Origin of the sequence: [Ruminococcus] torques ATCC 27756 (genome assembly GCF_000153925.1) — a bacterium.
GTDB classification, from domain to species: domain Bacteria; phylum Bacillota; class Clostridia; order Lachnospirales; family Lachnospiraceae; genus Mediterraneibacter; species Mediterraneibacter torques.
This window is the reverse complement of record NZ_DS264345.1, coordinates 297,133-309,831: the sequence shown is the minus strand read 5'-3', so window position 1 is coordinate 309,831 and position 12,699 is coordinate 297,133. Positions and strand designations below refer to the sequence as shown.

General features: G+C 45.2%; 11 protein-coding genes. 2 read left to right on the top strand and 9 right to left on the bottom strand.

Annotated features, from left to right (window positions below):
• Positions 1-6: 6 nt before the first annotated feature.
• The 9 genes from RUMTOR_RS02680 to RUMTOR_RS02640 all read right to left on the bottom strand — a co-directional run bounded on the left by RUMTOR_RS02680 (position 7) and on the right by RUMTOR_RS02640 (position 10,992).
• Positions 7-1,182 (bottom strand): SpoIIE family protein phosphatase, encoded by a 1,176-nt coding sequence (locus RUMTOR_RS02680; RefSeq protein WP_004845527.1) that lies wholly within the window; start codon positions 1,180-1,182, stop codon positions 7-9.
• Between the two features lie 121 nt (positions 1,183-1,303).
• Positions 1,304-3,013: a [Fe-Fe] hydrogenase large subunit C-terminal domain-containing protein gene (locus tag RUMTOR_RS02675; protein ID WP_004845526.1), complete on the bottom strand. Its 1,710-nt coding sequence runs from the start codon at positions 3,011-3,013 to the stop codon at positions 1,304-1,306.
• 31 nt (positions 3,014-3,044) lie between these two features.
• Entirely contained in the window at positions 3,045-4,010 is a 966-nt protein-coding gene (locus RUMTOR_RS02670; protein WP_004845525.1) for a CPBP family intramembrane glutamic endopeptidase, read from the bottom strand.
• A gap of 215 nt (positions 4,011-4,225) precedes the next feature.
• On the bottom strand, positions 4,226-5,968 hold the full coding sequence (locus RUMTOR_RS02665; RefSeq protein ID WP_009242294.1) for an NADH-dependent [FeFe] hydrogenase, group A6: 1,743 nt from the start codon (positions 5,966-5,968) through the stop codon (positions 4,226-4,228).
• A 14-nt stretch (positions 5,969-5,982) separates the two neighbouring features.
• Entirely contained in the window at positions 5,983-7,803 is a 1,821-nt protein-coding gene (gene nuoF / locus RUMTOR_RS02660; RefSeq protein WP_044929385.1) for an NADH-quinone oxidoreductase subunit NuoF, read from the bottom strand.
• Between the two features lie 182 nt (positions 7,804-7,985).
• Complete coding sequence (gene nuoE, locus RUMTOR_RS02655) at positions 7,986-8,480, bottom strand: NADH-quinone oxidoreductase subunit NuoE (protein WP_004845522.1); 495 nt, start codon at positions 8,478-8,480, stop codon at positions 7,986-7,988.
• A 311-nt stretch (positions 8,481-8,791) separates the two neighbouring features.
• A complete protein-coding gene (locus tag RUMTOR_RS02650) occupies positions 8,792-9,265 on the bottom strand; it encodes a precorrin-2 dehydrogenase/sirohydrochlorin ferrochelatase family protein (protein WP_004845520.1) in 474 nt (157 codons plus the stop codon).
• Positions 9,262-9,909 (bottom strand): precorrin-8X methylmutase, encoded by a 648-nt coding sequence (locus RUMTOR_RS02645; RefSeq protein WP_004845519.1) that lies wholly within the window; start codon positions 9,907-9,909, stop codon positions 9,262-9,264. Before RUMTOR_RS02645 ends, RUMTOR_RS02650 begins: the two co-directional genes overlap by 4 nt.
• A gap of 42 nt (positions 9,910-9,951) precedes the next feature.
• Positions 9,952-10,992, bottom strand: coding sequence for a bifunctional adenosylcobinamide kinase/adenosylcobinamide-phosphate guanylyltransferase (locus RUMTOR_RS02640; protein WP_004845518.1), 1,041 nt, complete (start codon positions 10,990-10,992; stop codon positions 9,952-9,954).
• A 146-nt stretch (positions 10,993-11,138) separates the two neighbouring features.
• Between RUMTOR_RS02640 and sdaAB the strand changes: the two genes are divergently transcribed.
• Complete coding sequence (sdaAB, locus tag RUMTOR_RS02635) at positions 11,139-11,825, top strand: L-serine ammonia-lyase, iron-sulfur-dependent subunit beta (RefSeq protein WP_004845516.1); 687 nt, start codon at positions 11,139-11,141, stop codon at positions 11,823-11,825.
• Positions 11,825-12,685 (top strand): L-serine ammonia-lyase, iron-sulfur-dependent, subunit alpha, encoded by an 861-nt coding sequence (gene sdaAA / locus RUMTOR_RS02630; protein WP_004845515.1) that lies wholly within the window; start codon positions 11,825-11,827, stop codon positions 12,683-12,685. Before sdaAB ends, sdaAA begins: the two co-directional genes overlap by 1 nt.
• The last annotated feature ends 14 nt before the right edge of the window (positions 12,686-12,699 follow it).

Here is a 12,699-nt window from a genome sequence, read left to right as displayed (position 1 = left end):
AATATTTTAATAATACTTTACTTTTACTCTTCTTCCCATTTTTTCTGCTGTAGAAACAAGCTGTTCTACAAGATTCTGCCGCATACTCAGATCAAAGTTCAGTTCCGACTCTCTATGGGCGTCATTCACAGCCGTTCCTACGAACAGATTCAGTTCCGTACATTCTTCAATCAAAAGTTTTGCCAGCTTAGACGCTCCGTTTTCCGCATCAAGCTCATCAAAAAATTCTGCATCGAACTCATCTCTTACATATTTTTTCAAAAGCTTTATGCATTTTCCGAGAGTAAGCACTCCTTCCGTCACAAGATCGATTCCTTCTATAACTGCCATCGGAGGAATATCGGGATTACGGCTGTCCACCTTTGTGACAATCTCTTTTCCGAGGATACGCGCCGCAATATTAGCGCTCGTTCCTCCTGCCACAACTTTCTTTCCTTCCGTATGCATAAACTCATACATCATCCGCTCGTCATCTTTTTTCTCTTTCGGCGGTCCTGTAAAAACATTTACAATTCTTCTGTCAATCACGCGTGCAACCGCAACTGTCGTATCGTCTCCCGGTTTTTCTTCATACAGTTCGTCGCATGCCTGACTTAACATAACTGCCAGACGGGACGCAGACATCGTCTTTTTCGTACATTTAAGCGTATACTCCGCCATCGCTTCCCACGTCCATCCCTGAAGGTTCAGAATCGATCCCGCTCCGGCATAGATCACACCGTCGCTCATCAGGACAAAGCAATCGTTTTTCTGTACTTGAAACCGATATTCATGTATCTTTTTTCCCTCGATCTCGCGGGTTTCATATGCATAGTTCACAATCTTCCCATCACGGATAAACACACAGGACGGATTGTCAAACTCTACAAGATACGCCTCACCGCTGTGAAAGATCTGCAAAACAGAAAATGTCGCATACGCCACCTTTCTCACCTGACATATCGGAAGCGTTTTTGCAATCGTTTCTACACACGACTCCAACGCCGCCCCCTCATATAACATCGTTCCGAGAATTTTCGACGTCAATGTCGCCAGAATATTCGCCTTCACACCGCTTCCCATCCCATCTGCAAGGATCAGTATATCGGAATCGTCCGTCTTTAACACTTCTACTTTATCTCCGCACAATTCTTCGTGATGTTTATTCAAACTCTTCCAAGCTACATCAATACTTACACTCATGAACCTCTCTCCGTCCTACTTCTTTTTTCTGACTTTCATCTGTTTCATCTTTAATCGTAACAGTTCAACCGCGCCATTCGTAAAACCGCACTACGTGCTTATCATGGCTGAACTGTTACCTTTAATCTTCTTCATTCAATATCGAGTCTCTCAATTTCGTCAATGTAACTTTCGTCTCTGCCGTTGTCTCGCCAAGCAGCCCCGCGATCTCCTGGGCGACCATCATCTGCTTTTCGATCACTTTCTGCGCCATTTCCACAGTTCCGACTTTCAGCTTATAATGCTGTTCCCTCACTTTTTCTTCCCGCGTCACATCTTGATATGTCACCAAAGCGGCATCCAGATTGTCAATGTATACGATCGTCTCTTCCACTGTCAGCCTGTCATTATCAATCTTGATCTTTTTATGCATCACCGGTTTTTTCGTGTCCAGCACTTCTTCAATATCCTCTGTCTCGATAAATTCAAAAATATACCGTTGTACCGCTTCCTCCCGTCCGACTCCGAGAAGATCCTGCCCTTTCCTGTTGCAGTCTAATATCTTCATATCGCTTCCGATGACAAAGATCATATTCGGCGTCACATCCATCACGACATTAGACATCGACTCTGCCTGTGTCAATGCATAAGGCATACACATAGACAATTCCGCTTTTCCCTGAAAGACTGCGACCGCTTTTTCCCTGCATGTAGAATATCCGCATGCCCCGCAGTTCAGTTCGTCTTCCGCACAATATTTTCCGGTAGATTTCAAAATATGACGGATCTGTTCTTCGGACGGCATCGCATCTGAAAGACTACAGTCTTTAAACTCTTTGTGCAGTTCTTCCGCCGTCATATCCGGAAGATCACGCGCCGCCTTATAAGAAACTCCGTTTTCTATTTTTACTTTTGTCTTTACATAAGATGTGTTCCAATGTGCCGACGCAGGTCCTTTCGCACATCCGCCTTCACAGACGTTCGCCTCGATAAAGCAATGATCCAGTTCTCCCTTTCCTAGACATTCCAGCATCTCCATACAGTTTTCCAGTCCGTCTACAAATACTTTATGATATCCGTCTGCATCTTCCTCTGTGATCACAGACTGGATCACCCCTCCGCTGACAGGATAGAGTCTGTTGATCTTAGGATCAGGGTTCCCCATCGGTTTCTCTTCGCATTGACGAAGATCAATCCCTTCTTCGGCGAACCAATCTGCCAGCTCTTCAAATGTCAGGATCGCATCGACCGCGCCGAATACTCTCTCGTCTCCGATCGCCTCCTGCTTCTTCGCGATACACGGACCTAAAAATACAACTTTCACATCCGATCCGTATATTTTCTTAATATATCTGCCGTGGGCTACCATCGGCGATACGACAGGAGCCATATACTTCGCGCAGTCGGGATAATATTTTTCGATCAGATCGTTCACACTCGGACAGCATGTCGTAATAATATTCGGCATCTCATTTTCCCGCACAAGTTTTTTATATTCATTTGTCACAAGAGCCGCCCCTTCCGCAGTCTCTCTCACCTCATAAAATCCAAGTTTCAAAAGCGCGTCCACGACCTGCCCCGGCTGATCAAAATCAAGAACTCCCGCATAGGACGGAGCGATCGATATGATCGTTTTAAACCCTTGTGCCAAATATCCTTTCACTCTTTCCAGATCGCTTGCAAATGTTTTTGCGTTCTGCGGACAGACTTCCAGACAGCGCCCGCAGTTGATACAATGATCGACCATAATGCGCGCCTGCTCGTCTTTGACACTGATCGCTTTTACCGCGCAGTTTCGTACGCATTTATAACAATGACGGCATTTTGCATCTTTAAAATCAATGACTTTCATTCCTCATACCTCCTGTAGGACGTTCCCTTTTTCACAAAAACGGTTCCATAAATATCAGCGTCAAAAGCATCAGCCCGTTCAACAGATTATAACCGATAAAGATCACTGCCGAAGGCGTTGTAAGAGCATTAAGATAATAACTCCCGGGCGCAGCGTTTTCTTTCAGCCAGCTAATCCACTCTTTTCTTCTTATAATCAGAAGAACGAAACCGATCACAAAACCGATACCTAAAAATACAGTAAACGCAATCCCTTCCACATCATCGGGAAGCAGCCCGAACAAGCCGCCGATCACATCTCCGAGAATAAAGTTATTCGCGATGTGAAGGATGATCGACCATTTTATCGAATATTCGATTGCTATATATCCTAAAATAAGTCCCACGAGCGTTCCGAATACGATCTGAAGCGGATTCCCGTGCATAACACCGAACAAAACTGCCGAGACAATAACCGCAAATCCTTTACCATATTTTTCAAACCGTCTCATAAGAAATCCTCTGAAAACGAGTTCTTCCACAACCGGTCCGACGAATCCGGCATAGATCATCATCATAATCCCCATATCAGAACCGACCGAAGCAAGCTCTGTCAGCGTATCCATCGAAAGCCCCAACTGATTCAAAATCAGTTCCGCTGCTGCTGCGATCAACGAAAAGACCATCTGAGCCATGATCATGTAGATGCAAAATCTTGAAAATGCGCCTGCTGTCATCTTTCGTTTCGATTTTTGGAAAATATCGATCTTTTCTGCTTTTGTACCGTCAATCTTAAAAAGACAGAAAACTCCGATCAAAACTCCTGCGATCATCCCTGCGGAAGCTGCCGTTCCCGTCACCTCCGAAATAAGCGACTCTGACGAACCGCCTGTCTTCGTCAATGCCGAAACCATTGCGGAGACCATCTCTGTCACAACCGACATGATCAAAGTGTACCAGACCAGATTTCTTGTCGCAAATGCCGTATCTTTCCGAAACTTATGCCAATCCCATCCCATATTCCGTTCCCCTTTCCCGATAAACCGACCGGCAAAGTCACATTGTTCACAACTTTTTGTTTTATCTTCATTTCCTGTCAGTTATCTTTTTAATAAAACAGCTTTTTATAATTATAACACAGGAAAATCTAAAAGACTTCCCTGTGTTATAAAATATTTGACATATAGTAACAGCGCGGTCCATAACAACTAAGATCAGTTGTTTCTCGGACTTTTTAATTCACTGTACGTTTTACATATGTTGTATGAAGAATATGATGCGCTTTCTCACTTCCCGGTTCGCCGAGATATTCGCTGTAAACCCGTTTGATGGACGGATTCTCATGAGATTTTCTCAATGTTTTTGCGGCATCGTTATCATAAAGTACCTTTGCACGAATTGCCTTTACATCTTCAAAATTACGCACATCCGCATGCACCTGAGGCTGACCGCCGCCGTTGACACATCCTCCAGGACAGCACATGATCTCAACAAAATGATAGTCCGCCTCTTTAGCTCTTATTTTATCCATGATAATCTTCGCATTGGAAAGTCCGGAAGCAACGGCGACTTTCACATCCATTCCTGCTACGTTGTAAACCGCTTCTTTGATTCCCTCTGTTCCACGAACTTCTGTAAATTCTACTTTCTCAAGCGTCTCGCCTGTCAGTTCTTCCACTGCGGTACGAAGAGCCGCTTCCATAACGCCTCCTGTTGCGCCGAAGATCACTCCCGCTCCTGTAGATTCTCCGAGCGGATCGTCGAATCCTTCATCCGGAAGACTGCGGAAATTAATTCCGACTTTACGGATCAGGCGTGCAAGTTCCCTTGTCGTGATCGAAATATCTACATCAGGAACGCCGCCTGCGTCCTGATCTTCTCTTTGGATTTCAAACTTCTTCGCCGTACACGGCATCACGCTGACGCAGACAATATCTTCAGGCGCAATGTTCATCTTTTCCGCATAATATGTTTTCGTAATCGCTCCGAACATCTGCTGCGGTGATTTGCAGCTTGAAAGATGATCGAGCTGATCCGGATAGTAATGCTCGCAATATTTTACCCATCCGGGTGAGCATGACGTCATAAGCGGAAGGACTCCTTTGTTTTTCACTCTGTCTAAAAATTCATGAGCTTCTTCCATAATCGTAAGGTCTGCACTGAAATTTGTATCGAATACTTTATCAAATCCGATCCTTCTAAGAGCCGCAGCCATCTTTCCTTCTACGTCTGTTCCCATCGGATAACCGAATTCTTCGCCAAGAGCCGCCCGCACCGACGGAGCAGGCTGTACTACAACATGTTTTGTCTCATCCGCAATAGCGGCAAGAACGTCGTCGATATTGCTCTTTTCGTAGAGCGCGCCCGTCGGACATGCCGCGATACACTGTCCGCAGCCGACGCAGCTTGTATCTCCCAGTCCCATCTCGAACGGAGAGCCGATAAACGTGGCAAATCCTCTGTTGTTCGGTCCGATCACTCCTACGCTCTGCACTTTTTCACAGACGGCAGAACATCTCCGGCAAAGGATACATTTGTTGTTATCCCGCACCATATGAACCGCGCTTTCATCCAATTCATAATGTGTTGTCTCGCCCTCGAAGTAATTTTCATCTGTCACTCCGAGTTCCTGACAAAGCTCTTGAAGTTCACACTGCCCGCTTCTGACACAAGACAGACATTTTTTGTCATGATTCGACAAAAGCAGCTCTAATGTTCTTCTTCTCGAATCAAGAAGTTTCGGCGTATTCGTCTGCACTTCCATCCCTTCTGCAACCGGATGTACACAAGATGCCACGAGATTTCTTGCGCCTTTTACTTCCACGACGCACATACGGCAGGCGCCGATCTCATTGATCTCTTTTAAATAACACAAAGTCGGTATCTTAATTCCCGCAGCCTGTGCCGCTTCAAGGATCGTAGAGCCGGCAGGCGCTGTCACATTTAAACCATTGATCTTTAAATTCACATTTCCCATCTTCTCTGCCCTCCTTATTCTTTGTAAATTGCTCCGAAGCGGCATTTTTCCATACAAGCTCCGCACTTGAGACATTTTTCAGGATTGATCATATGCACTTCTTTTACTTTACCGATGATCGCATCTGCCGGACAGGTTCTCGCACAGAGCGTACAACCTTTACATTTATCCGGATCGATCTTATATTGAAGGAGATCTTTACATACTCCGGCAGGGCATTTTTTATCTACAATGTGAGCAATATACTCGTCTCTGAAATATCTCAAAGTCGAAAGCACCGGATTCGGAGCCGTCTGTCCGAGCGCACACAGAGAATTTGATTGGAGATGATAGCACAGTTCTTCCAGCTTATCGAGATCTTCCATCGTTGCCTGACCTTTTGTGATCTTCTCAAGGATTTCAAGCATACGGCGTGTTCCGATCCGGCACGGAGTACATTTTCCGCATGACTCATCTACCGTAAACTCAAGGAAGAATTTCGCGATATCGACCATGCAAGTATCTTCATCCATGACGATCAAACCGCCGGAACCCATCATTGAACCGATTGAAAGCAGATTATCGTAATCGATCGGAATATCTAAATGTTCTGCAGGGATACATCCTCCTGACGGGCCTCCCGTCTGAGCAGCTTTGAATTTCTTTCCGTTTGGCACTCCTCCGCCGATCTCTTCTACGATCTCGCGAAGCGTCGTTCCCATCGGAATTTCTACAAGTCCTGTATTATGGATCTTTCCGCCGAGAGCAAATACTTTCGTTCCTTTTGATTTTTCCGTTCCCATCGAAGCGAACCACTCCGGTCCGTTCACAATAATCTGAGGGATATTGGCATACGTCTCCACGTTATTTAAAATTGTCGGTTTTTGAAACAGGCCTTTCAGCGCCGGGAACGGCGGACGCGGACGCGGCTCTCCTCTGTTTCCTTCTATAGAAGTCATAAGAGCCGTCTCTTCTCCGCAGACAAACGCGCCTGCTCCAAGCCTTAATTCAATATCAAAGTCAAATCCGCTATCGAAAATATTTTTTCCGAGCAGACCGTACTCTCTTGCCTGTTCGATCGCAATCTCAAGACGCTGCACGGCGATCGGATACTCTGCACGAACATAAATATAGCCTTGGGATGCTCCGATCGCATATCCGGCGATCGCCATTGCTTCAAGAACCGCATGAGGATCTCCCTCTAAGATCGAACGATCCATAAATGCTCCCGGATCTCCTTCGTCCGCATTACAACAGACATATTTTTGATCTGCGTCATTTCCTGCCGCAAACTTCCATTTTAACCCTGTCGGGAATCCTGCTCCGCCTCTGCCGCGAAGCCCGCTGTCCAAAAGAATCTGAATCACATCTTCCGGCTTCTTTTCCGTCAGAACAATACCGAGCGCTTCGTATCCGCCTGTTCCGATATATTCGTCGATCTTTTCGGGATTGATGACACCGCAGTTTCGCAGAGCGACTCTGTGCTGTTTTTTATAAAAATTCGTCTCGTTTAACGGAATGATCTTATCTGCTTTTACAGTCTCTTCATAAAGCAGATGCTTTACCACGTTTCCTTTGAGCAGATGTTCTGTCACAATCTCCGGAATATCTTCTTCCTGAACCATAGAATAAAACGTTCCTTCCGGATATACGATCATGATCGGGCCTAACGCACACAAGCCGAAACAACCTGTCTTAACAACACAGACTTCATCGGACAATCCGTTCGCTTCGATCTCTTTTTCCAGTCTCTCTCTGATCCGGGCGCTTCCGGAAGACGTACATCCGGTTCCGCCGCAGACAAGCACATGCGTGCGGTATGTATTTCCATCGGCATCTTTTCCGCTTTCACACATTGCGGCTTTCTCAAGTATTTCTTTCGCATTCTCTTCTCTAAGCTGCACGACTTTACGCATCCGCTCACAGATCTCATGTAATTGTTCAAGAGATTTCATATAACTCCTCCATTTCCTGTTTTTCTAAAATCAATAAGTATCATATTCCCGTTTTCATATTATCCGGGATTTTGATGTCCGCATTATTCATACTTCGCTAAAATGTCATCCAGATCATCTACTGTCAAACGTCCGTATACTTCGTCATTGATCATCATAACAGGAGCTAATCCGCATGCTCCGACACATCGGCACGCATCAAGAGAAAACTTTCCGTCCGGCGTACATTCTCCGCCGACAATACCTAACTTTTCCATCAAAGCATTGTAAATATCTCCCGATCCTTTTACATAACATGCCGTTCCAAGACAGACGGAAATCCTGTATTTTCCTTTCGGACTCAATGTGAACTGTGAATAAAATGTTGCCACTCCATAGATCTTCTCCATCGGAATACCTGTCTCGTCTGAGATCATTTTCTGAACTTCGATCGGAAGATACCCATATATATCCTGCGCTTTCTGCAAGATCGGCATCAGCGCCCCTTTTTCATCTTTTAGCTCATGGATTACTTTCATGAGTGCTTCTTCCTGTTCTTTTGTTCCCGAGAAAGGAACAGTCGCCTTTTTCTCTGCCATTCTTCAACCTCCATTCTTACTGTTAATGCCCATTAGAGATATCATATCATACAAAATATCATAATTCTACTTATTTTTTGTTAATTTTTTGTCTATTTTTATCACCAAAAACAATGTGCACCGCTTTTGTTTTTACATTTTACACATAATACATCTGTTTCTTTTTCATTTTTTATATCTTTTATCTTTTTACATTTATTACCGAAACATCGACGGATCGAACGGATCCACACTTCAGTCTGTCGCCAATGCAGAAACTGCCAGCAGTTTTTCTGCTGACAGAATGTTTTAACACCTTCTTTATCTTATTATCAGGAACGGTAATCTCGTTCATTATCAAACACATTTTCAATAATCTTTCTCGCTTCTTTCACTTTCTTCGGATCGTGATCTATGGAATTTAGTCCGATGACAATATCTTCTGCCAATACGACAGACGGAAAATAAAAGTCACACAACTCTCTGTCGTCTGCCGTGTTGACCGGAATATGTGCTTTTTGACACTCTTCATACACACGGCGGTTTACTTCCCGACAGTTTGATGCGGCGATCACAAGATCTGCTCCTTTTGCATCCCCTTCCTGATATTCTCTGTTACACAAAACAACTTTTCCTTCGGAATCCAGACGATAAAACTCACTTCTGATCTCCGGCGCGATCACTTTAATATCCACGCCGAAATAAAGCAGCGTCTCCGATCGGCGAAGCGCAACACTGCCCCCTCCCACTACAGTAACCTGTCTGCCCGAAAGATCAACAAACATCGGAAAATACGGCTTTTTCATTCTCTTTTTCCTCCGTCTCCCATGTACAAAAGTGCATTACATATACATGCCGCAATATTGCTGCCGCCTTTTCGTCCTCTCGCAACAATATACGGAGTATTTTCAAGACTTAAGATCAATTCTTTTGACTGTACAACATTGACAAATCCGACCGGAACCGCGATCACAAGTTCCGGGGCGATCTTTTCCTCTTTGATCAGCTCATATAAACGCACAAGCGCTGTCGGAGCATTTCCGATGGCAAAGATTACCTGCTCCCCTAATTTTGCCGCCTTATCCATACTCGCGGCCGCCCGTGTTGTTTTGTTTCTTTTTGCCGCCTGCGCCACATCGTCATCCGACATAAAGCAATATACCTCTCCACCATAGCCGGCAAGACATTTTTTATTGATCCCCGCTTTTCCCATTTGTGTATCTGTCACAATAGACGCTCCGCCGCGGATTGCTTTTAGCGCCTTTTCAACTACATTTTCCGAAAAAATAAGATTATCCGCATAATCAAAATCAGCGCTCGTATGGATACATCTTTTCACGATCGATTCCGTTCCCGGAATCAACTGCTTATCCCCCAGTTCTTCCGCAATGATCTCAAAACTTCTTTTCTCAATCTCCGACGGAAGCACCTTTTCTATCTCTGTCAACATCTTCTTTTCCTCCTTTTCTTTGATCGTTTTCAGTGTTTCTTTTCATTTTATAACATATCCGATCCCACAGATCACGCGGTCTGCCCGAACTGCCTTTTTAGTCAAACCGGTCATAATTCTTCCGACTGCCTCTCTGTACTCACGCTCAAACGCATCAACCGGAACCAGACCGCACCCGATCTCGTCACACACGATAACAAGATCTCTCTCTTCGCTTATCATTTCTAACAGTTCTTCTTTTGTTCTTCCTGATTTCAGCCAGCGCCATATAAAAAGATGAAACCCATCTACAGCCTCCCATGTTTTGACATCCTCGAAACTACAGTCCGCTCCGCTGCTCCATTTCAGTCCCGGATAGCATAACTGCGCGTAGTTTTTCTTTCCCTGAAACGCTCCCCCTGTCACGATCCTGATTCCTCTTTTCATTTTGCCGCAGGACATTTCACACTTTGCCGTCTTCATCTGTCTTTCGTTCCCTTCATTCCGTCTTGTATTCCCGCATGCAGTTTTATCTTCCGCGGTCTTTACTTTTCTTCTGAGAGGTCTTCCGCAGACGACTTCAGTCACTTCATCTGCCATCTTCGCAAGCTCTTTGTTGATCTCTCCCATAATATACTTATACTTTCTCATCTCTTCCGAATCTTTTGCCGATTCCGAAAAGATTTCATTTGTCACAACAACAAGATGACAACTTTTCTTTTTCAACATTGCCATGGCTTGCGCAACAACCCGGACAGCCTCGTCTTTCGCCCCTTCTTCCATATATAATTCGTTCGCAGCCAAATTAGAGACGCACTCTAAAAGAACACATCCAAGCGCCTCCCCGGACGCTTCAAACTGATGGATCTTTTCCGTAATGTTTGTATACCATTCAAGAGTCCGAAACCCTTTTCCTTCTCTTCGTCTCCTGTGGTCGGCTATTTTCTCTTCTGTTTCCGTTCCATACGGATACATCGTCGCTATATAATACAGCTTTTGTTCCTTCTTTCCTGTCTTACGGTATTCTTCATACAATGCGCAGATCCTGTCTTCTGCATACGCGGATTTCCCGCTTCCGCTTCCTCCTGTTACTAACTCCATCATATTTTTAAAACCTTTCTTTTTTCTTTCCCGATAGCTTTTCTATACACAATAAACGCATCTTTTCTTCTCTGAACCTACATTCTTATTTGAAAACATGATATACTACCTCTATATGAGCGTCAACAAAAAGAACAGGAGGAACTTTTATGTCATTTATCAGTGTATTCGATGTGCTCGGTCCGAACATGATCGGTCCGTCCAGTTCGCACACGGCCGGCGCTGCGGCAATCGCCCTTCTTGCAGGAAAGATGCCGAACGCCGCCATTAAAAAAGCTGATTTTATTCTTTACGGGTCTTTTGCCCGCACATATAAAGGCCACGGAACAGACCGCGCCCTGCTCGGAGGGATCATGGGATTTTCAACCGACGACAGACGGATTCCGGATTCATTTTCTATCGCCGATGAGCGCGGACTTCAGTATTCGTTTACGGCAAATACAACAGAAACCGAAATTCACCCTAACACAGTAGACATCCATATGACTGACGAAAACGGACAAAAACTCATCGTTCGAGGAGAATCGGTCGGAGGAGGAAAAATCCGAATCGCAAGAATCAACGAAGTGGAAGTTGATTTTACCGGAGAATACAGCACTCTTATCGTCATTCAACAGGACAAACCCGGAGTGATCGCACACATCACAAACTGCTTAAGCGAAATGAACGTCAATATAGCTTATATGAAGCTTTACCGGGAAGAAAAAGGGTGTACGGCGTACAGCATCGTCGAATCTGACGGAATCGTTCCTCAGACAGTAGCCGGACGAATCAAAGAAAATCCTTATGTACATGACGTCATGCTCGTACTTCCGAATGAGAAAGGAGAATTTTAATGGATTTTAAAAGCGGACAGCAGCTGATCGGATTATGTGAAACAAACGAATGTCCTATTTCAGAGATCATGCTGATACGGGAAGAAACTTTTACGGAAAGAACACGAAAGGACATTATAAACCAGATGGGAAAAACATGGCAGATCATGAAAGAATCTGCCCATTCCTCTGTTGAAAATCCAAAACATTCCATAGGCGGACTCATCGGAGGCGAAGCAAAACTTCTAAGTGAACATCTCAGTTCCGGGAAAAGCATCTGTAAAGACCCATTAAGCCGGGCAATTACTTACTCCATGTCAATCCTCGAAACAAGCGCCTCTATGGGACTGATCGTTGCCGCGCCTACAGCCGGGTCTGCGGGAATCGTTCCCGGACTGCTTCTTGCGCTTCAGGAGACATATGATTTCTCTGACAACGATATTATCCGTGTCCTTTTTAATGCAGGGGCCGTCGGCTGTCTTGCCATGCGCAACGCTACTGTTGCCGGCGCTGTGGGCGGCTGTCAGGCAGAGGTCGGAGTCGCCTCGGCAATGGCCGCTTCTGCCGCAGTCGAACTGATGCAGGGTACTGCGCGGCAATGCCTTGACGCCGCGTCCACCGTACTGATGAATATGCTCGGACTTGTATGCGACCCTGTCGGCGGTCTTGTGGAATGCCCCTGTCAGATGCGCAACGCATCGGGTGTCGCCAACGCATTAACCGCAGCCGAAATTGTTTTAAGCGGAGTCCGGCAACTCATCCCCTTTGACGAAATGTTAGACGCTATGTATACCGCAGGAAAGAGACTTCCTGCCGAATACCGCGAAACCGCTCTCGGCGGCTGTGCAGCTACTTCTACGGGATGTTCCCTCTGTCAGTGAGCAGAAAATATTTT